Genomic DNA, 26,634 nt, shown 5'->3' with positions numbered 1-26,634 from the left:
GTTCATGGACGATCAGAATTCACACCTGATGCATGCCTATGCCAGGCAGACGGTTTACTTCACTCACGGGAAGGGCGCCCGCCTTTGGGACACACACGGGCGCGAATACCTCGATGCGATTGCGGGAGTTGCCGTAACCAATCTCGGTCACTCTCATCCTGAAATAACCGCCGCCATTGCCGATCAGGCGGGTCGTTTGATGCATACCTCGAATCTGTTCGGCATCGAGTGGCAGGACTCGCTCGGTTCAAGGCTTTGTGCGATCTCTGGAATGCGTCGGGCGTTTTTCTGCAATTCAGGCGCGGAAGCCAACGAGACCGCATTGAAGCTGGCTCGCTTGCACGCAACCCGCCGAGGCGAAGCCCAGCCGGTCGTGCTGGTCATGGAGAGCAGTTTTCACGGTCGTACACTTGCGACGTTGGCTGCAACCGGTAACCCAAGCGTACATCGGGGCTTCGAGCCGCTTATGCCAGGGTTCATGCGGGTGCCCTACGCAGACATCGACGCAGTCCGGGCACTCGCATCGCAGTTGCCCAATATCGTCGCGGTCCTGGTTGAGGCCGTTCAAGGCGAGAGTGGCGTACGCATCGCGCCAACGCACTATATGCGGGCTCTGCGAGACCTTTGCACGACGAACGATTGGCTGTTTATGGTCGATGAGGTGCAGACGGGGTTCGGGCGGACGGGGGCATGGTTTGGCTACCAGCATGCGGGAGTGCTGCCGGACGTGATCACCTTGGCCAAGGGCCTTGGCAACGGCTATCCGATTGGTGCGTGTTTAGCCAGAGGTGTCGCGGCGGAACTCTTTTCGCCTGGTCACCACGGTTCGACCTTTGGCGGAAACCCAATGGCTTGTCGAATCGGCTGCACCGTGGTCGATGTGATGGAGCGAGATCGCATACCGCAACGTGCGAGAGTCATGGGGCAGCGCCTGGAAGGCGCTCTTCGCCAGGGGCTCGCGGGGTGTGAAGGCGTTGTAGCGATTCGCGCACTCGGCTTGATGGTAGGCATCGAACTGGATCGCCCATGTACCGAGCTTTTGACCTGCGCATTGAAAGATGAAGCCCTGCTGATCAGCGTCTCGCGGGAGCGGACGATCCGCCTGCTACCGCCGTTGATCTGCTCCGAAGCGGAGATCGATGAAATAGCCGCTCGCCTGTCTCGCCTGGTTTGGCAGTGGTCGCGGCGCTGCGTCAGCCAGTGCGTAAGGGATGCGGTGTGAGCAAGCTTACCCCGCATCGCCGGATTCTCGCCGGCGTCTTGTGCCAGGGTGCTATGAGGCAACGCAGCCTGGCCCGCCGCCGAAGCTCGATACAAGGAGCTGCGCTTGCCTACGGCGCTGAAAGCGCATGTTAGATGTCGCCGGTCCGGGGTCTCCGGCCGAGCTGCCGATGAGTGCGGTCGGCTGGCTGAGCCTGCTTACCGTTGGCCAACAGCGTTTTCCGGCGGACAAATGCCGCGTATCTGTTTCCGCTACACCCCTCAGCCCCTCGTCTGATGCGGATCGGCGCTGCGCGGGTAGGTACGCTGGATGGTGCCGTCCTTCTTGTGAATCTTCACCGAGGCCGTTTTGCCTTCGAGGAAGGTTGCGGTCACCTGCAACATCTCATCCTTGGTCGCAGCGGTCTTCGAGGCGCGGGTCGCCCCCTGCTTGCGTAGTTCCCAACCGTTATCGGTGGCGTTGATGTGGTAGTTGTCCATGCGTGCCTCCTCTGACGTGACGCAGGTTTAGAGGGGCGTCGGCCGGGGCGGTTCGCCGAGTCGCGCACTGGCGGCGTGCAGGCTGATAGCCTGTGCGGCCAGCCCTCGTGGAGCACCTCATGCACACGCACGCCCGATTGCGCGCCATCATCACGGCCGACCCGCTGCGCATGCGGGTGCTCGATCTTGTGAAGGCGCTCGCCCTGCCGGATTGCTGGGTGGCTGCAGGTTTCGTGCGCAGTGCGGTGTGGGATCACCTGCATGGACGTGACAGCAGCCCGCTGCCTGCGGATATCGATGTCATCTGGTTCGACCCCGACCGGCCCGACAAGGCGCTGGATACCGGGCTCGAGGCGGCACTGCGGCGCTCGGACGGCTCGCTCAACTGGTCGGTGAAGAACCAGGCCCGCATGCACCTGCACAACGCGGATCAGCCCTACCGGTCGGCAGTGGACGCGATGACCCACTGGCCGGAAACGGCCACTGCAGTCGGGGTGAGGCTGGGAGCGCTGGAAGAGATCGAGGTGGCGGCCCCGCTGGGGCTGGACGATCTGTTCGATCTGATCGTCCGACCCACGGCGGCCTTTCGTGCCGGCAAGCGACAGGTCTATCTGGAGCGCCTGGCCGCGAAGGGCTGGTCTGAAACCTGGCCAGGCCTGCGCATTCGGCAGGACTGACCGGCAGCGCCGTTCTGCGGGCTAGATGAACGCCTGCCGCGCTACGCCACGGGGCAGGCGATTGCGCCCCGGCAACTGCTCCAGGCGCTTCTGCCATTCGGCGCGTGCGGACAGGATGGAAGCCGGCTTCGCTGTCGTTGCTGGCGCAGTCGGGGCGGTCTTTACCGGCGCTGCGGGCGCACTCGCTGCAGTTTTCGCTGCCGCTGCGGGGGCCGTCGTTGCCGTCTTCGCCACGGCTGCGGTTGCACCCGCCGTGGTCTTCGCCGCTTTCGCGGCAGCCCTCAGTTCGGCGAGGCTCGGTGTCTTTCGTACAGGCTCGCTCACAGCCTTTTCCACGCTGCGCAGGCACAGCTTGCAGGAAACCTGAGCGGCATCGCCGGAACTGTTGAGGCTTGAGCCGGTGCGCCCGCATGCGACATTCCCATTGGGCGCGGAATAGTGAATCACCACCGTACTGTCTCCTGAATTTCGGGGCGCGGGATTCTACACGCTCGATCCAACCAGGCAATGCCGGTGGTAGAAACTCAGGGGGCAGCCGTCCGTGCGCCAACGCCAGCCGGTTGCAGCGCGTCGAAGCTCGGTGAGGTCATGCCGACGAGGTTGGGCATGTCCGTACGGATGATTTCGGCGAACAGGCGCAGCTTGGCGGGATAGCTGCGCGCGTGCGGGTAGATGAGGTAGACGGGCAGGGGAGCTGCTCGCCACTGCGGCACGAGCTGAATCAGCCGGCCTTCTTCGATGTCCTGCGCAACCACCCAGGCGGAGCTAACGCACGCGCCAAGCCCTGCCAGTGCCGCACTGCGCAGGGCGTAGAGGCTGTCCGTGCTCATGCGTGGCTGGATCGCGAAGCGATGCGAGCGCCCGTCCGCCTGGCAGGTCAGTACGACCTCGTCGGTGTAGTAGGTCCGCAGGGCCAACCAGGGCAGACGCTCGAGTTGCTCGGTGGTACTCGGCAGAGGGCCGTCGCCAGCCAGCGACGGATGGGTCACTACAATGCGCGGGACTTCGCCGAGGCGGATGGCAACGACGGACGGGTCCTCGATGACGCCCACCTGGATGGCGCAATCGATTCCCTCGGCCGTGAAGTTGGGCGAGCGATCATGCAATACCCATTCGACGCTGACGTTCGGGTAGCGCGACAGGTACTTGCCGAGCGGAGCGATCAACTGGTCCTGGCCGAAGGCGTGCGGGACCTGCACCCGAAGCGTGCCGCGCGGGTCGTCACGCGCGCCGAGTAGCTCGGCTTCCATCTCGCTCCAGCTTTCGAGGACCTGTCGGGCGAAACCGTAGCAACGCTCACCATCACCGGTGAGCTGCATGCGGTGGGTCGAGCGATTGAGCAGCTGCAGGCCTAGCGACCGCTCCAGCGCCTGCAGCCGGCGGCTGACCGTGGGTTGGGTGGTGCCCAGTTGCGCCGCCGCCGCCGAGAGACTGCCGGCATCGACGATTCTGATGAACGTTCGCAAGAGATCGATGCGATCGATGCCAGCCGTCGAGTAGTCGTTCATACGTTTCTCGCATAACGGATCTGCAGATGAGCCTACGACAGCAGTCGATCATGCACATGGAGAATGACCAGACACTGTTCGGACCAGGACCCTTCTCATGACTTCCTCATATTCATCCCCGGCGCTCGCCAACAGCTCGGTTCTGCTCTCGCCTGGGCTTGTTCTGCTCCTGGCGTCAGGCGCCGGGTTCAGCGTCGCGACGCTCTATTACAGCCAGCCGATCCTCGGTGTGCTCGGTGCGGAGATCCAGGCCAGCGAAGGCGCTGTCGGCATGGTTCCGATGCTGACGCAGCTTGGCTATGCGTTCGGCATTCTGCTTCTGGCGCCGCTGGGTGACCGCTATGACCGGCGCGGGATCATTCTGGCGAAGGCGGTGCTGCTCATGCTGGCTCTGCTGCTCGGCAGCATCGCGCCGGGCGTCGGTACATTGCTCGCTGCGAGCCTGGTGATCGGCCTTGCCGCGACCCTGGCACAGGACATCGTTCCAGCGGCCGCTACCCTGGCGCCCGAATCGCAACGCGGCAGGGTCGTGGGCACGGTCATGACCGGCCTGCTGCTGGGCATTCTGCTCTCGCGGGTCATGAGCGGCCTGTCGCCGAGCAACTCGGCTGGCGTGCCGTTTATGCGCTCGCGGCTGGCTCGATTGGCTTGATCGGGCTCGCCGCCTGGCGCGGGTTGCCACGGTTCTCCCCGACCACGTCGCTGGGCTACGGCGCCTTGCTCGGCTCCATGCTCAAACTCTGGTCGCTACATCCGTCCCTGCGACGCGCGGCCGTTTCCCAGGGCCTGTTGTCCGTTGCCTTCAGTGCATTCTGGTCGACGCTTGCCGTTATGCTGCATGCCGATTTCGGACTCGGTAGCGCCGCGGCCGGCGCGTTTGGCCTGGCAGGTGCCGCTGGCGCACTCGCCGCACCCTTGGCCGGTCGCCTGGCCGATCGCCGCGGACCGGAGCGCGTGACACGCCTGGGCGCGGCCCTGACTGCCGCATCCTTCGCTGCCCTCGGCTTGGTCGGAGTGGTGCCGCCGGAGATCCAGCTGGGCGTGATCGTGGTGGCCGCCATCGGCTTTGATTTCGGCATCCAGGCGACCTTGGTCGCTCATCAGACCATCGTCTACGGCATCGACCCGCCGGCGCGCAGTCGCTTGAATGCCGTGCTGTTCACAGGTGTTTTCGTAGGGATGGCGACCGGCGCGGGACTGGGCAGCCTGGCGCTTGGGCAATGGGGCTGGAATGGCGTGGTCGTGCTGGCGACCCTGGCATCCATAGGCGCACTGGCGGCGCGTCTTGTACGACGGGTTGCACCTTGACCGCCACCGAGCTCGGCCGATGCCACGAGATGCGCGCCGCTACGTGCATCTGCGGCATCGCAAGCTGCTCGGCTGAATTGGTCGTCGGAGTATTGCGATCTCAGTCTAAAACGAAAAAGGCCCGCATTTCTGCGAGCCTTCAAATCGTGGTGCCGGCACCAGGAGTCGAACCCGGGACCTACTGATTACAAGTCAGTTGCTCTACCAGCTGAGCTATACCGGCATTTGAGGGTCGCCATTATATCCATTGCGCGCGGCGAGTAAACCGTTTGGTTACGGTGACTTGCAGTGGCTTATTCAGGCCGCTTCACATTCTGCGCGGGCGCGTCGAGTTCGGCGAGCAAGAGCAGGTTGCGCGGCGTCAGTTGGCTGGGGCAGAAGGTGCCCAGGCGAACGCGGTAGCCCTGTTCTTCCAGCAGTAATGCTCGGTCGAGCAACAGCCAGAGTTCGAGCGGGCGGCGGAACAGGCCGCGCACCAGTTCCAGGTTGCGAACTTCGGCTAGGCGCTGCCAGCCTGTGCGCTCCAGTGCCGGCCAGTCCTCGTCACCGGGCGCGGGTAGTTGCTTGAGCGTGGCGAGGTCGCGGCAGTAGTCGGCGAAGTCTTTCTTCAGCCAGGCGCCGGGCAGCGACGGGGTCGGCAGATATTCGTCCTGCTGGCGCAGGCGGCGCTGCAGGGTATCGAAGCCCAGGCGCCAGGCCATGGACTGGTCGCGGTTGCGCCGTTCGCGTGCGCCCGCGGTGACGGTTTCGCTCAAGGGCAAACCGAGGTCATCGCGCGTGAGCTGCAAGGACGAAGCCCCGGCTGCCTGTGACAGTGGGATGTACTGCTCATCGGTGATGCGGTTGTAGCAGCAGGGTGCCACCGCAAGCTGACGGCATTGCTTGGCGACGGCCAGTTGCAGCAGGCGAACATGGAGGTCGCCGCAGGCATGCAGGGCGACTGGCGTATGCGTGGCGTGCAGCTGGTCCCCAGCATCGGAAGCCAGCACATCCTGGCAGCGGTGCGTCGCCTCGACGCCGAGTCGTTCGCTCAGCTGGTCGCCGGCGTCGACCAGCGCTTCGTCCCACTCAAGGCAGGTCAGTGCGGCGCCGTTTCTGGCCAGATGCCGGCCGAGATGACCTTTACCGGAGCACCAGTCGAGCCAGTGCCGCGGCGTTTCGCGAAAGTGCAGGCGCGCGCCGAATGCCTGGATCTGCAGCGATTTGCGTCCCGGTATGTCGAGGTTCTGGCGATGAGCCACAGCCGGCGGCTCGCTTGCGGGCAGTTCGTCGATCTGGCTCAGCTCGCAGGCGATCACAGCCAGCTGCGGGAAAGGTGCCGGTGCGGCGAGTTCGCCTGGCTGGTTGTGCGCGGCTTCGGCGTCGGCCAGTGAGCGTGCTCGCAGCCAGGCGGCTAGTTCCGGGTAGTCCTTTTCCCACGGCAGGCTTCGGCAAACGAATGGGCGTGGGCGCCAGAGAGCCTGGTGCTCGCTCAGGAAACGGTCGAGTGCCTGGAAGCGTTCGAGCAGAGAAGGGGAGGCTGTCATCGGCGGGCAGGCGTTCGGGCGGGAGCCGATTGTAGCGGGATGCTGCGGTAGGAAGCACAACGCCCGTCGAGGGACGGGCGTTGCAGCTGCAGTTACTGGCCGTAGACCTGTTCCGGTAGCCAGGTAACGAGCCCGGGCCACATGTAGGCCACCACCAGCATGCCGATCTGGATCAGGATGAACGGCAGCACGCCCTTGTACATCACACTGGTCGGTACGCTGCGGGGTGTGACGCCGCGCAGGTAGAACAGCGAGAAGCCGAAGGGAGGGGTGAGGAACGAGGTCTGCAGGTTGATGGCGAACATCACGCCGAGCCAGACCGGGTCCAGGCCCATGGCCAGCAGGATCGGGCCGACGATGGGCACCACCACGAAGATGATCTCGATGAAATCGAGAATGAAGCCCAGCAGGAAGATGACCAGCATCACCACCAGGAAGGCGCCGAGCACACCGCCAGGCAGCGAATGCAGGGCATCTTCGATCAGCACTTCACCGCCAAAACCGCGGAACACCAGGGAGAACAGCGACGCTCCGATGAGGATGAGGAACACCATCGAGGTGATTTCGGTGGTGCCGAAGGCTACCTGCTTGAGCTGGGCGAAATTCAGCTGGCCCTTGGCGATCGACAGCAAGGTCGCGCCCAGGGCACCGATCGCAGCAGCCTCGGTCGGTGTGGCGTAACCGGCGAGAATCGAGCCGAGCACTGCGGTGATCAGCGCCAGCGGTGGCAGCAGCGCACCGATCAGCTTGCCCCATTCGATCGGCCCCAGTTCTTCCTGCGGCAAGGCGGGCAGCTTCTTCGGCTGGAAGATCGCCACGCCGATCAGGTAGAGGATGTACATGCCGACCAGCACCAGACCCGGGATCAGCGCACCGACGAACAGGTCGCCGACCGACACGGTCTTCGGCGAGAAGATGCCCATCTTCAGCTGTGCCTGCTGGAAGGCGCTGGACATCACATCGCCGAGCAGGACCAAGATGATCGAGGGTGGAATGATCTGACCGAGGGTGCCGGTGGCGGCGAGGGTGCCGGTAGCGATCGCCGGGTCGTAGCCGCGACGCAGCATCGTCGGCAGAGCCAGCAGGCCCATGGTGACCACGGTGGCGCCGACGATACCGGTGCTGGCCGCAAGCAGCGCGCCGACCACGCAGACCGAAATCGCCAGGCCGCCACGCATGGTGCCGAACAGCCGCGACATCGATTCCAGCAGGTCTTCGGCGACGCGCGATTTCTCCAGCATCACGCCCATGAAGACGAACAGCGGTACCGCCAGCATCGTCTGGTTGTTCATGATGCCGAAGATGCGGTTCGGCAACGCGTGCAGATAACCCACGTCGAACGAGCCGGTGACCACGCCGATGCCGGCGAACAGGAGTGCCATGCCGCCAAGGGTGAAGGCGACCGGATAACCGGACATCAGGGCGAAGCAGATGCTGATGAACAGCAGGATGGCCATGATCTCACCCATGCTTCACCTCCTGCTCTGCTTCAGGCAAACGACCGGCCAGGCGGTAGCCGGCCTTGATCAGGTCGGAAAGGCCCTGCAGGGCTAGGCTGCCGACCAGCAGCAGGATGATGCTCTTCTGCAGGTAGACGAACTTCAGCCCGCCCGACTCGTTGGAGCCTTCGTGCGTCGCCCAGGAGCTGCTGACGTAGTCCCAGCTGTTCCAGCCAAGGAACAGGCAGACCGGCAGCAGGAAAAGCAGGTGGCCGAGGCCGTCGACGGCGGTCTGCCTGCGACTGCTGAACTTCTGATAGAAGATGTCGACGCGAACGTGGCCGTTGCGTTGCAGGGTCCAGGCGGCGGCGCCCATGAACACCAGCGCGTGGCCGTACATTACCGCTTCCTGCAGGGCGATGGCGCCGATGCCGAAACCGTAGCGCAGGACCACCACGACGGCGGTACCGATGACGAGAAACAGGGTGATCCAGGCACAGAGCTGGCCGAGGCGCATGTTGAACGCATCGATGAGGCCAGCCACGCGCAGCAGGGGCGGGGGGCTCTGGGACATTTGTAGTCCTTCTTAGGAGACGCAAGGTTGGCGGGAGAGGGCGATTCTTGCAGTACTGGCGCTTTGCAGCAATCGGCCTACGACTTTTAGCTTATGCGCTAGGCTTGAGGCGCCGGAGGCTCTAATGTTAGTCGAGCCCGGAGTGGCGGATGCATTTCCGGCGCAGGTTTCGCCGTACGAGCCAGCGGTCAGCCTGACTCAGGGACTCGAAACGGAACGAAAGGCGCAAGGCGGTCCGGCAAAAAGCGTAGCCTTGCCGTTGCGCAATAAGAACAAATAACAAGGAGTAACCTCATGAAACGTCGTGACATTCTCACCGCCGCGGGCGTAGGCCTGGCGGCCACCGCTCTGGCTGGCTGCAATGACAAGAGCGAAAAACCGGCGGCGGGCGAAAGCACGCAGGCCAGCGAGCAGCAGACATTCAACTGGAAGATGGTCACCTCCTGGCCGAAGAACTTCCCTGGCGTAGGCGTCGGTGCCGAGCGCTTCGCCAATCTGGTCAACGAAATGAGCGGTGGCCGGCTGAAGGTCAAGGTCTATGCCGCCGGCGAACTGGTCCCGGCGCTGGAAGTGTTCGACGCGGTATCGCGCGGCACCGCCGAAATGGGTCATGGCGCACCTTACTACTGGAAAGGCAAGGTCCCGGCCGCGCAGTTCTTCTGCGCCCTGCCGTTCGGCCCGAACGCGCAGGAAATGAATGCCTGGCTGCATCGTGGCGGCGGCATGCAGCTGTGGGAAGAGGTCTACAAGCCCTACGGCGTACTGCCGATGGCCTGTGGCGCCACCGGCGTGCAGACCGCCGGTTGGTTCAACAAGGAAATCAACTCGGTCGAAGACTTCAAGGGCCTGAAGATGCGTACCCCGGGCCTGGGCGGCGAAGTGCTGACCAAGATGGGTGGTACCGTGGTGAACATGCCGGCTGGCGAGATCTTCACCGCCCTGCAGACCGGCGCGATCGACGCCACCGAGTGGATCGGCCCATACAACGACCTCGCCCTGGGCCTGCACAAGGCTTCCAAGTACTACTACACCCCGGGCTGGCAGGAGCCGAACGTCACGTTCGAGCTGGATGTGAATCTCAAGGCCTGGGAAACCCTGCCGGATGATTTGAAGGCCATCGTTCGTGCCGCGGCGCGTGACGTCAACGGCGACATGCTCGATGACTACAACGCCAAGAACATGGAAGCGCTTGAGCAGCTGCGCGAGCAGGGCGTCGAAGTGCGCCGTCTGCCGGACGAAGTGCTGGCCCGCCTGAAGGAAGTGGCGGCCGAAGTGGTCGACGCCTCCGCCAACGCCGATCCAGTGGCGGCCAAGGTGTGGGAACAGCAGAGTGCCTATCTCAAGCGGCTGTATGAATACGCCGAGCTGAACGAGAAGGACATCTACAACATCCGCGGCTGATAGCTGCCCCGGATGCGAAAACGCCACTCCGGCAACGGTGTGGCGTTTTTTTTCGCCCGAGCTTCGCGCAATGGAGCAGCGGTCAGCCTTCCAGCGTCGCGTTCAGGCTGATGCGAGCGTTGAGTACCTTGGACACCGGGCAGCCTTCCTTCGCCTGATTGGCGATCTGCTGGAACTGCGCGTCATCCGCACCCGGAATCCGCGCCTTGAGGGTGAGATCAATCGCCGTGATGCTGAAGCCTTCGCCATCCTTGTCGAGTGTGACCTCGGCACGGGTGTCGATGCGTTCGGCGGTCAGCCCGGCCTGGCCCAGCATCATTGACAGGGCCATCGAGAAGCAGCCGGCATGGGCCGCGCCGATCAGCTCTTCCGGATTAGTCCCCGGCGTGTCTTCGAAGCGAGTGTTGAAGCCGTAGGGGTTGTCCTTCAGTGCACCGCTCTGAGTGCTGATGGTGCCCTTGCCGTCTTTCAGGCCGCCTTGCCAGACGGCGGAAGCGCTCTTCTTCATGAACTGACCTCGAATGAATGCGTGAATGGGTTCAGCGTGCCGCTATTGAAGCTGTTCGGCCGCGAGGATCGCGCTGGCCAGCTCCATGTCGGTGGCTTCCAGCTGCGGCTGCTCGCTGCGCAGTTTCTGCAGCATGGCTTCCAGATACGGGCCGCGGATCTCGCCGTTGCTGGCCACGAAGCTGCCTGCATCCTCGCGCGCAGGTATCACCAGCTTGTCGTCCTTGAAGGTCATGTAGGTGGATGCTGTGGTCGCACCCGAGGAGAGAATGTCGCGGACCAGGCCATCGGCCACGGCGCTGCCAACCGGCACCAACGCCAGGGTGAACGCTGCGAAAAGTGTCTTGCGCATGAGCGGAAACCTCCTTGCTATCGTTCTTCTGAGAGTGCGATGGGCGAAGGAGAGTTCCGGTTGCCGCTAGTCGCGCCCGTCGATCAGGCGCCGGATGCGGGCGGCGAGGATGTCGATGCTGAACGGTTTGGCGAGGATATCCATGCCGGGTGCGAGGAAGTCGTTACGCATCTCGTCGTCCGGTACGTAGCCGGTGATGAACAGCACCTTCAGTTCGGGGCGGTGCTGTCGCGCGCTTTCCACCAGCTGCCGTCCGTTCAGGCCGGGCAGGCCGAAATCTGTGACCAGCAGATCGAGGCGCTGATCGCCGTGCAGGTAGGGCAGCGCGCCATTCGCATCGACCGCTTCCAGCACCTGGTAGCCCAGCTCCTGCAGCACCTCCACGACGAGCATGCGCACGGCGGCCTCGTCCTCCACCACCAGCACGATCTCCCCGTTCGTCGCGCTGGGCACCTCCGTCGATTGCGACGCTGCAGGCGGTAGCTCGTCCTGGGCCTCGTTGCGCGGCAGGTAGAGGATGACCTGCGTGCCTTCGCCCAGCGTGCTGTCGATGCGCACGTGACCACCGGTCTGCTTGGCGAAGCCGTAGACCATCGACAGGCCTAGGCCGGTGCCCTGGCCGATCGGTTTGGTGGTGAAGAATGGATCGAATGCCTTGGCGATGGTCTGAGCCGACATGCCGGAGCCGTTGTCGGTGACGCTCAGCACCACGTAGTCGCCCGGTTCGGGGGCGTCCGGCTGGCGCTGTTGGATCCGTACATTGCGCGTGTTCACCCCGAGGCGTCCGCCATCGGGCATGGCATCCCGGGCATTGATCACCAGGTTGAGCAGGGCGTTTTCAAGTTGGTGGCCGTCGGTGTAAGCGAGCCAGGCATCTGCCTGCAGCTCGACTTCCAGACGGATGTGCTCGCCCATGGTGCGACGCAGCATGTCCTCCATCGACACCACCAACAGGTTCACGTCGACCGGTTTGGGGTCCAGCGACTGGCGACGGGCAAAGGCCAGTAGGCGATGGGTCAGCGCCGCGGCACGGTTGGCCGAGGTGGTCGCGGCGTCGATGTAGCGGTCGAGATCGCCGGTATTGCCGCCGGCGACACGCCGCTGGATCAGGTCGAGCGCGCCGAGCACGCCGGTCAGCATGTTGTTGAAGTCGTGCGCCAGGCCGCCGGTGAGTTGTCCGATGGCTTCCATCTTCTGCGCGTGGCGCAGCGCTTCTTCGGCGCGCTCGCGTTCGGCCATCTCGATGTGCAGCCGGCTGTTGATCGCCGCCAGCTCGCGGGTACGTTCGGCAACCCGGCGCTCGAGGCTGTCGTTGAGTTCGCGCAGCGCCTCTTCGGCGGCAACCTGGGCAGTGACGTCAGTATTGGTGCCGAACCAGTGGGTAACCTGGCCGAAGTCGTCGCGAATCGGCAGCGCGCGGGAGAGGAACCAGCGGTACTTGCCGTCCTTGCCGCGCAACGGAAAGGTTTCTTCCCAGATCGAGCCGATGGCGAAGGCGCGCTTCATCGAGGCGCTGACCCGCTCATGGTGGTCCGGGTGGTTCACCGTGCGCCAGCCAAGGGCGCGCATGGCTTCGTCAGTGGTGCCGGTGTAGTCGTACCAGCGCTTGTTGTACCAGTAGATGTGGCCGCTGGGGTCGGCCATCCAGGCGAACTGGCTCATGTTGTCGGCGAGGGTGCGGAACTGCTCTTCGCTCTCCCGCAATGCGCGTTCGGCGCGCATGCGCTCATCGGCGGTCCAGGCGCGGTCGGCGACTTCGCGGATGAACGAGATGTCGTCGTCGAGCCAGCCGCGCGGCTGTTCTTCGAGCAGCATCATCACCGCGGAAATGCGGCCCTGCTCGAACAGCGGCACGCAGACGATGCTGCGGATCTGGCTTTCGGCGAAGTTCTCCGCATGGCTGGCAGTGCGGGCATCGTGCAGCACGTCTTCGATCACGACCAGTTCGTTCTCCTGCAGATCGTAGAAGAAGTCCCCGTAATCGGCGAAATGCACCACTTCGCTGCTGCTGTCCGAACTGCCGTCGCTCCAGTAGCGCTCGATGGTGGCGCTCTGGCTCGGTGCATCGACACTGGCGAACAGCACGCGGGAAACACCGATGGTGCGGCCGATCACGCTCACCGCGGCATGCGCAATGGTCTGGCTGTCGTGCTGCTCGCGCAGCAGGTCGCCCAGTTCGATCAGCGCGGTCTGACGCTGTTCGGCCTGCTGGCGATCCTTGATCTGCTCTTCGAGCATCTCGTTCATGCGCAGCATGCGTTCGGCAGCGTTGCGTTCGGCGGTGATGTTGCGCGCGGTACCGAGGATGCGCACCTTGCCGCTGGAATCGACGAGCCGGCGGCCACGATTGGCGAGCCAGACGAACTCGCCGATGCGGGTATCGAAGATGCGGTAGTCGAGCTGGAACTCGCCGTCGCCACGTCCCGCCAGGGTCTCGCCCAGCGCCTTGAGCAGCACGCTGCGGTCGTCCGGATGGATCCGCGCAAGAATCTCGTGCACACCCAGCCCCGGCTCATCCGGCGCCAGCCCGGCCATGGCCTTGAGTTGTGCGTCCCAGTGCAGCGAATGATGGCTGTCGCGGTATTCCCAGACGCCGATCGAGGCGATCTCGTTGGCGAGGCTGATGCGCTGCTCGGCTTCGCGCAGGGCCTTGCTGGCCCGCATGCGCTCGGCCGCGGCACGGATGCGCTCCAGCACCTCGCGCGCCAGGCCGATGTCATCCGGGCTCCAGGGCAGCGGCTGGCTGCGGACGAACATGAGCAGCGCGGGCTGGGTGCCGGACTCGACACCTGGCAACTCGGTGAACAGGACCGAGCGGGCGGCCAGATGTTGCAGCAGCGAGTCACTGCCTGACGTGTCTTCCTCGAGCACGACCAGGTTTTCGTCTGGCAGGCGGTCGATGAAACCGGCGGCGTCCGCTTCCAGGCTATGACGCCCTACCCGGCTCGGAGCATCCGCAGCCAGCCATTCCTGTTTCACGGCCAGCGTGCCGTCCTTCACGGTCCCCCAGGCGATGCAGTCACAGTGCGTAAGCCGGGCCAGGCGCTCGTCAAGTACGCAGCAGACATCGACCCGCTCGCTGCAAGCCTGTAGGCAATCGCTCAGTTCGAGAAGAAAGGCCTGCAATGCCTGGTGCTGGGTGCGCTCACTGATGTCGCTGAAGGTGCAGATGGCGCCCTGCAGCTCGCCGTCGCGGTAGATCGGCGCCACCCGGTATTCCACCGGAAGGCTGCTGCCGTCGACGCGGAAGAACAGTTCGTGCTCGACGTGGCGTGGTTCGCCGGTCGTGGCGGTGTGCTGGATCGGGCAGTCCTGCACCGGGTAGGGGCTGCCGTCCGGATGGCTGTGATGGATCACATGGTGCAGCTGGCGGCCTAGCACTTCCTCGCGGCTGGCGAAGCCCAGCAGGTTGAGGAAGGCATCGTTGCACAGGGTGACCATGCCGCCGCGGTCGATGGAGTAGAAACCTTCGTTGGCCGAATCCAGCAACAGGCGGGTGAAGGCTTCGCTCTCCAGCCGCTGCATCTCCGAGCGCCGGCGGCTGTCGACGTCCTGGGCCACGCAGACCCAGTGCAGCAATTGTCCGTCGGCATCGTAGATCGGTGCAGCGCTGACCTGGAACCAGCGCGGCTGGCCATCGATGTCGCGCAGGGGCAGTTCGAGCTTGAACGGTAGTTGGCGTTGCAGCGCGGCCTGCCATTGTTCGGCCGTACGCTGGCGATCGTTCGCGGAGACCGCGACAAGCCAGCCGTCGCCACGTGATTGCTGCTCGTCCAGGCCGGTGAATTCGCACCAGTAACTGTTGCAATAGCTCAGGCTGCCATCGGCATCGCATTGCCAGACCACCTGTGGACTGAGGTCGACCAGCGTGCGGTAGCGCTCCTCCATTTCCCGGGCGAAGCTCTGCTGCAGCCGCGCTTCGGTCAAATCGCGGAGGATTTTGACGAAGCCCTGCGGCTTGCCGTCGTGCAAAAGCGGGGTAAGCACTCCACTGGCCCAGAAGCGGGAACCGTCCTTGCGCTGGTGCCAGCGTTCATCGATGGCGCTGCCTTTCTCACGTGCCGTGCGCATTTCCTGCTCAGGCGCGTGTTGTGCGCAATCCTCTTCGGTGAAGATGCGGGCGAGCGGCTGGCCAATCATCTCTTTGGCAGTCCAGCCGAGCATGCGCTGCGCACCGCTGTTCCAGCTGGTGATGCACCCGCGCGGGTCGCTGGCGAGAATGGCGTAGTCCTGGGCGCTGTCGATGATCTGGCGGCTGCGCGCGTCTTCGCCGCGCAAGCGCCGCAGTTCCAGCAGCGCCATGACCTGGCGTGCCACTGTCTGCAGTTGCGCACCCTGATGTGGCGAGAGCTCGCGTGGCTGGCGGTCGCAGACGCACAGCGTACCCAGCGGCAGGCCGTCGTCGTCGCGCAGGATCGCCGCGGCATAGAAGCGAGCGGGCTCGCCTGCGGCGAGACGTGGCATTTCCACGGGCGCGCTGAGCTCGCCGCTTTGCCTGGTGATCAGCGGCTCGGATTGCAGGATCGCGCGGGCACAGAGCGAGCGCGTGAGCGGAACGGGCTCGCGCTGGAGCGCGAAGGCGCCCTTGCAGTACTGGTACTGGTCATTGATGAAATGGATCGCCGCCGCCGGACAGGCACAGAGGTCCGCAGCCATGGCGGCAAGCTCATCCAGCTCCGCGTCGCACGAGACGTCGAGCGCGGCATAACGAGCCAATGCGATCAGCCGTTCAGCTTCATTCCAGGTCGCTGTGAGGGCGCTGTGTTCGGCGTTCAAGGTGTCCTGCTCGGCTATCCATGGCACTGAGTAATTCAGACGGGTCTGTCAGTCGACCACCCTTCAGCGGCGGGTGTGTCGAGCGGTCAGCAAAAGACTACGCCGAGCCTGCTTGGTTCAGGCAGCAGGCGACGAAACTCCCGACGAACGGAACGCCGCGCGGGTGCCCGCACCGGGTCGTCAGCGTTACGCTAACGCGCCGCGTCCAGCGCCCTGAGGAGCGCGGCATCGCGCTGGTAAATGTCCGGGCGATAGCGCAGCTGGCCGGTGTCGTCGACGGCCGCGGTCCAGTAGGCCATCAGGATCGGCGTGCGGCGCGCCAGGCGATACTCGTGGGTCTTGCCGGTCTGCAGCAGTCTGGCGACGGTCTCGCGCTCGTCTTCGTCGAGTAGCAGATCGACCAGCTGCAGCGCCCCTTCGACGCGCACGCAGCCAGAGCTGAGGGCACGCTCGCTGAGATCGAACAGCGGCTTGCTCGGCGTATCGTGCAGGTACACCGAGAACGGGTTGGCGAAGCGGATCGCCACCTGTCCGAGCGGATTGGCCGGACCTGCCTCCTGGCGCAGCATGATGTTGCGCGGTGCATGCCAGTCGATGCTGGCCGGGTCCAGGTCGTTGCCCTGGGCATCGAGCACGCGCATCCCGTGACGCGCGAGGTAGCCGGCGTCCTCGCGGATCAACGGCAGCTTGTCCTGCTGCAGGATGGTCGGAGGTACGGTCCAGGTGGGGTTGAGCGTGAGTCGGGTGATCTGTGATTTCAGCGGCGGCGTCTGCCGCGCCTGGCGGCCGACCTGGGTGCGCGTCTGCCAGAACGGGCAGCTGTCGCGGTAGTAGATCAGCCGTGCGCCGGCGATATCCACCAGCAGCGATTGCGGCTCGAGGTCACGACTGATCCAGCGCAGGCGCTCCAGATTGATACGCACCTGATCGAGACGGCTGGCCGGGCTGACGTTCAATGCAGCCAGAGTGCCGGCGCCGATCACGCCGTCGGCTTCCAAGCCATGTCGCGTCTGAAAGCGGCGCACCGCCTCGACCAGCTCGTCGTCGTAGCGCGGCTCCAGCGCCGCCGTACTGGCGGCGCCGGCGAGCAGCATTTCGCGCAGCAGCGGCACACGTTCATCGCTCATGCCGGGTCGCAGCGTCGTGCCGTCCGGCAATGGCCGCCAGGCGGGCAGCGGCGCCAGGCGCAACCGCGCATAGGCGGCGCGCAAGTCGCGGTACAGCGCAAGGGCCGGGCGGGCGCGCTCGAAGGCCTGCGGCAGATCGGTAAGCCCCTGCACGGCGATCTGCAGCAATTGCTGGCTATCGTCGCGCTCCGCGGCGTCGGGGCTGCGCCAGATCGGCTCGACATCGGCCTGGCGCAGGCGGCCACGGGCCAGATGGTGCAGCGCTTCCAGATAGGCGTGGCTGGTGAGGATGTCAGCGCATTCGCGATGCAGCGGCGCGGTCGAAGACTGATAGAGCTGCTCGCGTATGCGCGCCGGCTGATACTGCGCCGGGTCCAGACCGTCATCGGCCAGTTGCGCGAGCTGCTGCAGCAAGCCGTCGAGCGTCGCATAGGAATTCCACACCGGTTGGTGATGCACGGCTGCATAGAATGCCGACAGTCGCTGCAGCGCCTCTGGCTCCGGCCTGTCCGGCATCGCCGTGCAGAGCTCTGGCAGGTTTGTCAGCGCGGTTTCGAGCGGCGTCGGCGGCGCGACGAGCGGCTCTGCCGAGGCCGCGATCGGGGCGAGGCAGAGCCAGACGGCAAGACGAAATGCACATTTTTTGAACAATTTATCGCTCCAGGCCATTCCCGTGACTGCTAGACTGCGCGCCTGTAGGGCCGCCGTTCCGGTGTCTGCCGGCATTCTTTCGGGCCCATAAAAACATATCCTGCCGGGCATTGGGCGCACGTTCGTCCCGCCCGGCTTTGTTGCGCTGCTGCTGTGTTCGGCAGCGAGTATGCGGCGCCGGTCAGACAGGAAGTCGTCAGGCCGGGCCCGACGAGGTTGCTTGCTCGATGATGTCCATGCTTCGACGTGCCTGCCTGGCGGCGGGACTTTTCGTTCTCGCTTCGCCTGTCTGGGCGGCTGGTGGAACCTATCAGCCGATGGTCGACAGCCTGGCCCGATTGGCGCCCAAGCTCGACCGCCAGGTTCTGACCCACGCCGTCGCGGCCATGCGGTGCGCCGTCAACAACGGTGCAAGTGCTGCCCAGCGTCTGGCGGTGATCGATTTCTCGCTGCCCTCCAGCGAGCGACGGCTGTGGATCTTCGATCTGGAAAAGGAAGAGTTGCTGCTCGAGGACCTGGTCGCCCATGGCCAGAAGTCCGGCGACAATCACGCCACGCAGTTCTCCAATACGGTAGGCAGTCACCAGTCCAGCATCGGTCTGTTCCGCACCGCCGAAAGCTACAGCGGCAAGCATGGCTACTCGCTGCGCATGGACGGATTGGAGCCGGGAATCAATGACCGCGCCCGCGAACGCGCCATCGTCATCCACCCGGCGGCTTACGTGAATCCTTCCTGGATTGCCACCCAGGGCCGCATCGGCCGCAGTCAGGGCTGCCCGGCGGTACGGCCTGAGGTGGCGCGGATGGTGGTCGATAGCCTCAAGGGCGGCCAGTTCATGTTCTCCTGGTACCCCGACCAGCAATGGCTGCAATCCTCGGCGTATCTCAACTGCAAGCCCAACCAGGTCGCGACCATTCTCGCTGCACGTTCGGGCGGCTGATGCAGCATTCGGATCGTCGCTAGGGTCGGCCTCATCGGCGCAAGTGCGGGCACTGACGCAGGTGCGGTCCGAGGTGGCGTAGGGTGGATCACGCTTCACCGATCCACCGGACGGAGTTGTGGTGGATGTAAAAAGCGACACCCACCCTACAAACGCCTCGAGCCTCCGGCTATTTCTGCTCGCTCTGCGGCGTCACCCGCAGCACTTCTTCCACGGTGGTGAGGCCGGCGGCGATCTTCTGGGCGCCTGAGAGGCGCAGGCTGCGCATGCCATCCTTGAAGGCCTGGCGGCGCAGGGCGACGATGTCGGTGTCGGCGGTGATCAGCGGCTTGATCGCGTCGTTCAGCAGCATGATCTCGTAGACCCCGGCGCGACCGCGGAAACCAGTGTCGCGGCATTCCAGGCAGCCTACCGCCCGTTGCGCGGTGGTCGGCAGCGGGGCGTTCCAGGGTTTGGTCAATGCGCTCCAGTCGTCTGCATCCAGCTGCATCGGCGCCTTGCAGTGCGGGCACAGCGTGCGCACCAGACGCTGGGCCATGACGCCGAGCAGTGTGGCCTTGAGCAGGTAGTGCGGCACGCCCAGTTCCAGCAAGCGGGTGATCGCGCTGGGCGCGTCGTTGGTGTGCAGGGTGGAGAGCACCAGGTGGCCGGTCAGTGCGGCCTGGATGGCCATCTCGGCGGTTTCCAGGTCGCGGATCTCGCCGACCATGATGATGTCTGGGTCCTGACGCATCAGCGCGCGCACGCCGCTGGCGAAGGTCAGATCGATGTTGTGCTGCACCTGCATCTGGTTGAAGGCGCCCTCAATCATCTCGATCGGGTCCTCGATGGTGCAGACGTTCACCTCGGGCGTCGCCAGCTGCTTGAGCGTGGTGTAGAGCGTGGTGGTCTTGCCCGAGCCGGTCGGCCCGGTGACGAGGATGATGCCGTTGGGCTGGCCGGTCATGCTCTGCCAGCGGCGCAGGTCGTCAGCGGAAAAGCCCAGCTGGTCGAAGCCCTTGAGCAGCACTTCGGGGTCGAAGATACGCATCACCATCTTCTCGCCGAATGCCGTTGGCAGCGTCGACAGGCGCAGCTCGACTTCGCCGCCTTCCGGCGTCTTGGTCTTGACCCGGCCATCCTGCGGTTTGCGCTTCTCGGCGACGTTCATCCGGCCGAGAGACTTTAGTCGGCTGACCACCGCCATCGTCACCTGCGGCGGAAACTGATAGACGTTGTGCAGCACGCCGTCGATGCGAAAGCGTACCGAGCCCTGCTCGCGACGCGGCTCGATGTGGATATCGCTGGCGCGTTGCTGGAAGGCGTACTGGAACAGCCAGTCGACGATGTTGACGATGTGCGAGTCGTTGGCGTCCGGTTCCTGATCGCTGGCGCCGAGGTTGAGCAGCTGCTCGAAATTGCCGACGCCGCTGATTTTCTGATCGGTACCACTGGCGCCGCTGACCGACTTGGCCAGGCGGTAGAACTCGACGGTGAAGCGCTGAATGTCGCTCGGGTTGGCCACCACGCGCTTGATCGGGCGCTTGAGCACGTGGGTCAGGTTGGCTTCCCAGCCGTGCACGAAGGGCTGGCTGCTGGCGATGGTGACGGCGCTGCTGTCCACCGCCACTGCGAGAATGCTGTGGCGCTGGGCGAAGGCATAGGACATCAGTGGGGTGACGGCGGCGACGTCGATCTTCAGCGGGTCGATGCGCAGATACGGCTGACCGGCGCGTTCCGCCAGCCAGACGGTCAGTGTTTCCAGATCGAGCTTCTTGCCCGGCCGCTGCAGATCATCAAGCTGCTGCGCGGCGAGGAATTCCAGCGGATGCTGCTGGTTGGCCACCGCGCTGCGGCGGACCGTCAGGCATTGTTCGGCGCTGTCCTGCGCGACCCGCCCCTGGGCGACCAACTCGCGCAACAGATCGGCGAGATCGAGAGGGCGGTCCTGGGAGGGCGAGTTCAGCACGGACATGGGATTCCTTCGACGCAGCGGCGGGAAAAGCCAAGCTTGCCGCTAAAGCCCCGGCGTTGTCTGCCGCCGGGGTTCAACTTTGAGCAGCTTGCGCCGTCTGGGACGCTATTTCTCCAGCTGCTTCCAGGCCTTGAGCGTCCAGACCAGGTGCGCCTGCTCGACGCGCATTTCCAGCGCTTGCTCGTCGATGGGCTGGCGGGCCAGTTCATGCAGCTTGGCCAGCTCGCCGTACAGTCGATCGACTTCCGGCAACTCCAGCACGCTGCGGGCCAGATGCAGCCAGACTAGCAGGCGCTCCATGCGCGGGCTCTGTTCGGCGAGGTCTTCGGGTTGCTGCTGGTAGCGCGGCAGTTGCAGGGCCTTGGCTTCTTCCGCCAGCAGATGCAGCAGCCACTTGCCCAGCTCGGCAGCGCCCTGGCGATCGCCGCGCGCATTGCGGCCTTCGGTCCAGCTGCGCTGCAGCAGCCAGAGCGAGGCTTTCAGCGACAGCAGGCCCCAGCGGGTCTGGCCCAGTTCCTCGGCGAACTGCACTGGTGCGGCCTTGCGCACGCCTTCATCGTCCTGGCCGGCTTCGACCCGTGGGCGCCAGTCCTGGATCAGCGCGTCGAGCAGTTCACGCAGCTCACGACTGCTGGCGCGCGGGGCGGCCTGGCCGAGGCTGCCGAGCAGGGCGCGCAGCTCGATCAGCTGCTGCAGCCAGTCACTCAGCAGTTTCCAGCGGCCATTGAAGCGGTACTGCTCAGCCAGACGCTGGCTGTTGCCCAGCAGCTGCCAGCCGAGGGCTACCACCGCGTCGTCCAGCGGCATCGTAGCGTCGAGTGCCGGCGCCGGCAGCTGCAGGTTGTAGCCATCGGCGTCATGCAGGCGATAGCCGCGCTCGGCCTTGCTGATGTCGCAGGGCATCAGCGGCAGGTCGGCGGCCAGCTCGGCCGCCAATTCCAGCAGCGCTTCCGGATCGCCCTGGCGCAGCTCGAGCTCCAGTTCGCAGATTTCCTCGGACTGCTTGCCGGCCTTGACCTGGCCCAGATCCAGCGCCGCCTCGATCACCACCTTGGTCTTGCCGCGGCCCCAGGCAATTTCGGCTTTCTCGCGCACGAAGTCGGTGGTGAAGATCGGCTTGAGACTTTTCTTGTCCAGCTCGGCGAGGCTGGCCGGCCAGCAGTCGTCGTCAAGCTTCTTGGTGTCGAGCTTGGCCTTGTCCAGATACCAGTCCCACTCGTTGCGCTCGGAAAGCCCGGCGACGCTCTGGCCGCGGCTTTTCAGGGTCTGGATAAACTGTTCGCCGTCGCGGCGCAGGCGCAGCGCGACGCGGGCCTGGGCGAGGTCGCGCTCGGCGGTGTCGTAATACTGGTTGAACAGCTCATGGCGCGACCAGCCACTCTTGTTGCGCTTCTTCAGCAGCGGATGATCGCGCAGGGCGAGCAGGGTTTCGCGGCTGGCGCGTAGCTTGATTTCGGTTTCTTTCTGCATGGTGCCGACTGGGTGCCTATGATGTGTGGATGTTGCAGCCTGATGACGCACGGTAGCAGGCGTGATGGCCTGTCCGTATACTTGCCGCCTCTTTCAAGCCGGGGCCATACCCTATGCCAGTCAATCCTTTCGTCAGCTTGTTCGGACGTTCGCCAATCGGCCCGATGCAACAGCATATGGCCAAGTCGCATGAATGTGCAGCGAACCTGGTGCCGCTATTCCAGGCGGTCATGGCCGAAGACTGGGAGAAGGTCGAGCAGATTCAGCAGCAGATGTCGCAGCTGGAAAACGAAGCCGACAAGCTCAAGAAGAGCGTTCGCCAGCACCTGCCCAAGAGCCTGTTCCTGCCGGTGCCGCGCTCCGATCTGCTGGACCTGTTGAGTGTACAGGACAAGATCGCCAACCGCGCCAAGGACATCGCCGGCCTGATGCTGGGTCGCTGCATGACCATCCCGCAGGCACTGCAGCCGCAGATGCTCGCCTACGTGCAACGCACCGTGGATGCCAGCGCCCAGGCGCTGAAAGCGCTGAAGGAACTGGATTCGCTGCTGGAAACCGGCTTCAGCGGCCGCGAAGCCACCCTCGTCGAGAAGATGGTCGAAGAGCTTGAGGAAATCGAGCGGGAAACCGACCGCATGCAGATCACGGTTCGCCGTGCGCTGTTCCATCTGGAAAAGGATTTGCCAGCAGTCGACGTGATCTTTCTCTACAAGATCATCGAATGGATCGGTGATGTAGCCGACCGCGCAGAGCGCGTCGGCAACCGTCTGGAACAACTGCTGGCGCGCTGAGGCGCCAGCATCCTTTCTGGGTTCAACAGGTAACTCCTTATGTCTCTTATTGCGGATTACGGCTTCGTACTCCTGATCCTTGCCTGCGCATTCGGTTTCTTCATGGCCTGGGGCGTGGGCGCCAACGACGTGGCCAATGCCATGGGCACTTCGGTCGGTTCTCGGGCGCTGACCATCAAGCAGGCCATCATCGTGGCCATGATCTTCGAGTTCTGCGGCGCCTATCTGGCCGGCGGCGAAGTCACCGAGACGATCAAGAACGGCATCGTCGACGCGGAGGTGATTTCCCCTGACCTGATGGTGCTGGGGATGATGTCGGCGCTGCTCGCCGCCGGTACCTGGCTGCTGATCGCAACGATGAAGGGCTGGCCGGTCTCCACCACGCATTCGATCATCGGTGCGGTCATCGGCTTCGCGGCCGTCGGCGTGTCCACCGATGCGGTTCACTGGGACGCCATCGGCCCCATCGTCGCCAGCTGGGTGGTGACGCCGATGCTGTCCGGTATCGTCGCCTTCGGCCTGTTCATGAGCGTGCAGAAGCTGATCATCAATACCGATCATCCGTTCGAGAACGCCAAGCGCTTCGTGCCGCTGTACATGTTCCTGACCGGCTTCATGGTCGCGCTGATGACGGTCACCAAGGGCCTCAAGCATGTCGGTCTGACCCTCAGCAGCGGTCAGGGCATCCTGCTGGCCTTCGGCATCGGCCTGCTGGTGATGCTCGCGGGTATCGCGCTGCTCTCGCGGATCAAGGTCGACGTCGAGGCCGACAAGACCTTTCACTTCGCCAGCGTGGAAAAGGTGTTCGCCGTCCTGATGATCTTCACCGCCTGCTCGATGGCCTTCGCCCATGGCGCCAACGATGTCGCCAACGCGGTTGGTCCGCTGGCCGCCATCGTCGGTGTGATCGAGTCCGGCGGCGCCGCCGACATCGCGGCCAAGTCTGCCGTGCCGGGCTGGGTGTTGCTGCTTGGTGCGATAGGTATCGTCATCGGTCTGGCCACCTACGGCTACAAGGTGATCGCCACCATCGGCAAGGAAATCACCGAGCTGACGCCAAGCCGCGGTTTTGCCGCCGAACTGGCTACCGCGACAACCGTGGTCGGCGCATCGGCCATCGGCCTGCCGGTCTCCACGACTCACACGCTGGTCGGAGCGGTTCTCGGGATCGGTATCGCGCGCGGTATCGGTGCGCTGAACCTGGGTGTCGTGGGCTCGATCTTCATGTCCTGGCTGATCACCCTGCCGGCCGGTGCGTTCCTGGCGATCGTCTTCTTCACCGTGCTCAAGTTCATCTTCCTCTAAGGCAGTGAACGATGTTTGCGCCCCGCCTCGGCGGGGCGTTTTCGTTTGCGGGTCCCGTCGTGGCGCGTTTCATGCTTCACTGCAGGCTCGTTCCGATTGCATCACGGAGGTAGCCGGTGCCCATTCCCTCATTCAAGGAGCAGTTCGCTGCGCTCCTCGCGGCACCCTCGGTCAGCTGTACGCAGCCGGGCTGGGATCAGAGCAATCGTCCTGTGATCGAGTTGCTCGCGGCCTGGCTCGGTGAGCTGGGCTTCACCTGCGAAACGCCGGAAGTCGCGCCGGGGAAATTCAACCTGCTCGCCAGCTATGGCAGTGGTCCCGGCGGGCTGGTGCTGGCCGGGCACAGCGATACCGTGCCGTTCGATGCCGCGCTGTGGCAGTCCGATCCACTGAAGCTGCGCGAGGCCGATGACCGCTGGTACGGCCTCGGCAGCTGCGACATGAAAGGCTTCTTCGCGCTGATCATCGAGGCGGTTCGGCCGCTGCTGGAGCAGCCGTTCCGCCGCCCATTGCTGATTCTCGCCACCTGCGATGAAGAGAGTTCGATGTCTGGCGCCCGTGCCCTGGCCGAAGCCGGCCGGCCGCTCGGGCGCGCCGCGGTGATCGGCGAGCCCACCGGCCTGCGCCCGGTACGCCTGCACAAGGGCATCATGATGGAGCGCATCGACATCCTCGGACAGAGCGGGCATTCGTCGAACCCGGCCTATGGTCACAGCGCGCTGGAAGCCATGCACGGCGTGATCGGCGAGATGATGACGCTGCGCCGCCAGTGGCAGGGCGAATACGACAACCCGCTGTTCGACGTGCCCAAGCCGACGCTCAACTTCGGCTGCATCCATGGCGGCGACAACCCCAACCGCATCTGCGGGCAATGTTCGCTGGAGTTCGATCTGCGCCCGCTACCGGGCATGGACCCGCAGCAGCTGCGGACGATCATCCGCCAGCGCCTGCAGCCGCTGGCCGAGCAGCACCAGGTGAAAATCGACCTGGCGCCGCTGTTCCCCGCGGTGCCAGCCTTCGAGCAGGGGGCGGAAAGCGAGCTGGTACGGCTGGCCGAGCGCCTCACCGGGCACCAGGCCGAGGCGGTGGCGTTTGCCACCGAAGCGCCTTATCTTCAGCAGCTCGGCTGCGAAACGCTTGTGCTGGGGCCCGGCGACATCGCCTGCGCGCACCAGCCCGACGAATACCTGCAGCTCGAGCGCATCGAACCGACCGTGCAGCTGCTGCGGCGGATGATCGAGCACTACTGCCTGCAGCCGCAGACCGCCGCGAACTGACTCCAATACAGACGAATAGAACCCGCCACGAAGGCTTTTACATGCACGACTACGTCACCTGGCTTCGCGACTCCTCGCCCTATATCAACTCGCACCGTGACCGCACCTTCGTCGTCATGCTGCCGGGCGACGGCCTGGAGCACGCCAACTTCGCCAACATCGTCCACGACCTGGTGCTGCTGCACAGCCTTGGTGTACGCCTGGTGCTGGTATTCGGCTCGCGTCCGCAGATCGAGGCGCGCCTGGCCGCCCGTGGCATCGAACCGCGCTTCCATCGCGATCTGCGCGTCACCGACGCGCCGACCATGGAGTGCGTGATCGACGCGGTTGGCCAGTTGCGCATCGCCCTCGAGGCACGGCTGTCGATGGATATGGCGGCGTCGCCGATGCAGGGCGCGCGACTGCGGGTGGCCGGTGGCAACTTCGTCACCGCGCGGCCGATCGGCGTGCTCGATGGCGTCGATCTGCATCACACCGGCGAAGTACGCCGTATCGACCGCAAGGGCATCGGCCGGCTGCTGGACGAGCGCACCATCGTGTTGCTGTCGCCGCTGGGATATTCGCCGACTGGCGAGATATTCAACCTGGCCTGCGAGGATGTCGCCACGCGTGCGGCCATCGATCTCCAGGCCGACAAGCTGGTGCTCTACGGCGCCGAGCCAGGCTTGCTCGACGAAAGCGGCAAGCTGGTGCGCGAGCTGCGTCCGCAGCAGATTCCGGCCTATGTCGAACGCCTCGGTAGCCAGTACCAGGCCGAGCTGCTCGACGCCGCCGCGCAGGCCTGTCGCGGCGGCGTGCGGCGCAGTCATGTGGTCAGCTACGCCGACGACGGTGCGTTGCTCAACGAGCTGTTCACCCGCGATGGCGGCGGCACGCTGGTAACCCAGGAGCAGTTCGAGCAGCTGCGCGAGGCAACCATCGAGGATGTGGGCGGGTTGATCGATCTGATCACGCCGCTGGAGGAGCAGGGCATTCTGGTGCGGCGCTCGCGCGAGGTGCTGGAGCGCGAGGTCGAGCAGTTCAGCATCGTCGAGCGTGACGGCCTGATCATCGCCTGTGCGGCGCTTTATCCGATTTCCGACTCGGATGCCGGCGAGCTTGCCTGCCTGGCGGTCAATCCGGAATACCGCCACGGCGGTCGCGGCGATGAGCTGCTCGAACGCATCGAGGAGCGTGCCCGGGCGCTGGGGTTGAAGAAGCTGATCGTGCTCACCACACGCACCGCGCACTGGTTCCAGGAGCGCGGCTTCGAGCCGATCAGCGTCGACCGTCTGCCGGCCGCGCGGGCTTCGTTGTACAACTTCCAGCGTAATTCGAAGATCTTCGAGAAACCGCTCTGAAGTGTGCCG

General features: G+C 64.7%; 20 protein-coding genes, 1 tRNA gene and 1 pseudogene. 9 read left to right on the top strand and 13 right to left on the bottom strand.

Annotation, left to right across the window (positions count from 1 at the left end; all coding sequences use genetic code 11):
• Positions 1–4 precede the first annotated feature (4 nt).
• The gene (locus tag LLJ08_RS19310) at positions 5–1,222 is read left to right on the top strand and encodes an aspartate aminotransferase family protein (protein WP_228207714.1); all 1,218 of its coding nucleotides are present in this window, start codon (positions 5–7) and stop codon (positions 1,220–1,222) included.
• 260 nt (positions 1,223–1,482) lie between these two features.
• Here LLJ08_RS19310 and LLJ08_RS19305 read toward each other — a convergent pair whose 3' ends face one another.
• A complete protein-coding gene (locus LLJ08_RS19305) occupies positions 1,483–1,701 on the bottom strand; it encodes a DUF2188 domain-containing protein (RefSeq protein ID WP_228207713.1) in 219 nt (72 codons plus the stop codon).
• A gap of 119 nt (positions 1,702–1,820) precedes the next feature.
• Here LLJ08_RS19305 and LLJ08_RS19300 point away from each other — a divergent pair, with 119 nt between their 5' ends.
• Positions 1,821–2,378 (top strand): nucleotidyltransferase family protein, encoded by a 558-nt coding sequence (locus LLJ08_RS19300; RefSeq protein WP_102833431.1) that lies wholly within the window; start codon positions 1,821–1,823, stop codon positions 2,376–2,378.
• Between the two features lie 21 nt (positions 2,379–2,399).
• Here the strand turns inward: LLJ08_RS19300 and LLJ08_RS19295 are convergent, their stop codons facing one another.
• Positions 2,400–2,828, bottom strand: a complete 429-nt coding sequence (locus tag LLJ08_RS19295; protein WP_102833432.1) for a hypothetical protein — start codon at positions 2,826–2,828, stop codon at positions 2,400–2,402.
• A 74-nt stretch (positions 2,829–2,902) separates the two neighbouring features.
• Positions 2,903–3,886, bottom strand: a complete 984-nt coding sequence (locus LLJ08_RS19290) for a LysR family transcriptional regulator (RefSeq protein WP_228207712.1) — start codon at positions 3,884–3,886, stop codon at positions 2,903–2,905.
• A gap of 97 nt (positions 3,887–3,983) precedes the next feature.
• On the opposite strand from LLJ08_RS19290, the pseudogene LLJ08_RS21050 reads away from it, so the two are divergent.
• Positions 3,984–5,194 (top strand): annotated as a pseudogene (locus LLJ08_RS21050) (MFS transporter).
• 147 nt (positions 5,195–5,341) lie between these two features.
• On the opposite strand, the gene LLJ08_RS19280 reads toward LLJ08_RS21050, so the two are convergent.
• From LLJ08_RS19280 to LLJ08_RS19265, 4 genes are all read right to left on the bottom strand, one after another.
• Positions 5,342–5,417: transfer RNA gene (locus LLJ08_RS19280), tRNA-Thr, on the bottom strand.
• 70 nt (positions 5,418–5,487) lie between these two features.
• Positions 5,488–6,720 (bottom strand): methyltransferase, encoded by a 1,233-nt coding sequence (locus LLJ08_RS19275; protein ID WP_228207711.1) that lies wholly within the window; start codon positions 6,718–6,720, stop codon positions 5,488–5,490.
• 92 nt (positions 6,721–6,812) lie between these two features.
• Positions 6,813–8,189, bottom strand: a complete 1,377-nt coding sequence (locus tag LLJ08_RS19270; protein WP_228207710.1) for a TRAP transporter large permease — start codon at positions 8,187–8,189, stop codon at positions 6,813–6,815.
• Positions 8,182–8,733 (bottom strand): TRAP transporter small permease subunit, encoded by a 552-nt coding sequence (locus LLJ08_RS19265; RefSeq protein ID WP_228207709.1) that lies wholly within the window; start codon positions 8,731–8,733, stop codon positions 8,182–8,184. The genes LLJ08_RS19270 and LLJ08_RS19265 overlap by 8 nt, the downstream gene beginning before the upstream one ends.
• Positions 8,734–9,027: 294 nt before the next feature.
• Here LLJ08_RS19265 and LLJ08_RS19260 point away from each other — a divergent pair, with 294 nt between their 5' ends.
• Positions 9,028–10,134 (top strand): TRAP transporter substrate-binding protein, encoded by a 1,107-nt coding sequence (locus tag LLJ08_RS19260; protein ID WP_046620790.1) that lies wholly within the window; start codon positions 9,028–9,030, stop codon positions 10,132–10,134.
• Between the two features lie 82 nt (positions 10,135–10,216).
• Here the strand turns inward: LLJ08_RS19260 and LLJ08_RS19255 are convergent, their stop codons facing one another.
• The 4 genes from LLJ08_RS19255 to LLJ08_RS19240 form a co-directional block, all read right to left on the bottom strand.
• Positions 10,217–10,642, bottom strand: coding sequence for an OsmC family protein (locus LLJ08_RS19255; protein ID WP_014821989.1), 426 nt, complete (start codon positions 10,640–10,642; stop codon positions 10,217–10,219).
• A gap of 42 nt (positions 10,643–10,684) precedes the next feature.
• Complete coding sequence (locus tag LLJ08_RS19250) at positions 10,685–10,993, bottom strand: DUF2388 domain-containing protein (protein ID WP_228207708.1); 309 nt, start codon at positions 10,991–10,993, stop codon at positions 10,685–10,687.
• 66 nt (positions 10,994–11,059) lie between these two features.
• Entirely contained in the window at positions 11,060–15,769 is a 4,710-nt protein-coding gene (locus LLJ08_RS19245; protein ID WP_228207707.1) for a PAS domain S-box protein, read from the bottom strand.
• Between the two features lie 191 nt (positions 15,770–15,960).
• Positions 15,961–17,547 carry a L,D-transpeptidase family protein gene (locus LLJ08_RS19240; protein ID WP_473774568.1) on the bottom strand — a complete coding sequence of 529 codons (1,587 nt, stop codon included), beginning with the start codon at positions 17,545–17,547 and terminating at the stop codon, positions 15,961–15,963.
• A gap of 227 nt (positions 17,548–17,774) precedes the next feature.
• Between LLJ08_RS19240 and LLJ08_RS19235 the strand changes: the two genes are divergently transcribed.
• Entirely contained in the window at positions 17,775–18,488 is a 714-nt protein-coding gene (locus LLJ08_RS19235) for a murein L,D-transpeptidase catalytic domain family protein (protein ID WP_228207705.1), read from the top strand.
• A gap of 169 nt (positions 18,489–18,657) precedes the next feature.
• Here LLJ08_RS19235 and tfpB read toward each other — a convergent pair whose 3' ends face one another.
• Positions 18,658–20,442, bottom strand: coding sequence for a type IV pilus assembly ATPase TfpB (gene tfpB, locus LLJ08_RS19230; RefSeq protein ID WP_042923064.1), 1,785 nt, complete (start codon positions 20,440–20,442; stop codon positions 18,658–18,660).
• A 105-nt stretch (positions 20,443–20,547) separates the two neighbouring features.
• On the bottom strand, positions 20,548–21,912 hold the full coding sequence (locus tag LLJ08_RS19225; RefSeq protein ID WP_228207704.1) for a CYTH domain-containing protein: 1,365 nt from the start codon (positions 21,910–21,912) through the stop codon (positions 20,548–20,550).
• Positions 21,913–22,025: 113 nt separating this feature from the next.
• Between LLJ08_RS19225 and LLJ08_RS19220 the strand changes: the two genes are divergently transcribed.
• The 4 genes from LLJ08_RS19220 to argA all read left to right on the top strand — a co-directional run bounded on the left by LLJ08_RS19220 (position 22,026) and on the right by argA (position 26,625).
• A complete protein-coding gene (locus LLJ08_RS19220) occupies positions 22,026–22,703 on the top strand; it encodes a TIGR00153 family protein (protein WP_031298440.1) in 678 nt (225 codons plus the stop codon).
• Between the two features lie 39 nt (positions 22,704–22,742).
• Positions 22,743–24,008, top strand: coding sequence for an inorganic phosphate transporter (locus tag LLJ08_RS19215; RefSeq protein ID WP_228207703.1), 1,266 nt, complete (start codon positions 22,743–22,745; stop codon positions 24,006–24,008).
• Positions 24,009–24,124: 116 nt separating this feature from the next.
• Positions 24,125–25,285: an acetylornithine deacetylase gene (gene argE, locus LLJ08_RS19210; RefSeq protein ID WP_228207702.1), complete on the top strand. Its 1,161-nt coding sequence runs from the start codon at positions 24,125–24,127 to the stop codon at positions 25,283–25,285.
• Positions 25,286–25,326: 41 nt separating this feature from the next.
• Positions 25,327–26,625 (top strand): amino-acid N-acetyltransferase, encoded by a 1,299-nt coding sequence (gene argA, locus LLJ08_RS19205; protein ID WP_014821979.1) that lies wholly within the window; start codon positions 25,327–25,329, stop codon positions 26,623–26,625.
• The last annotated feature ends 9 nt before the right edge of the window (positions 26,626–26,634 follow it).

The sequence above is a fragment of the Stutzerimonas chloritidismutans genome, from assembly GCF_020783375.1.
Lineage (GTDB): Bacteria > Pseudomonadota > Gammaproteobacteria > Pseudomonadales > Pseudomonadaceae > Stutzerimonas > Stutzerimonas kunmingensis.
Note: the sequence above shows the minus strand (reverse complement) of the source record. Positions and strands in the feature narration are given on the sequence as shown.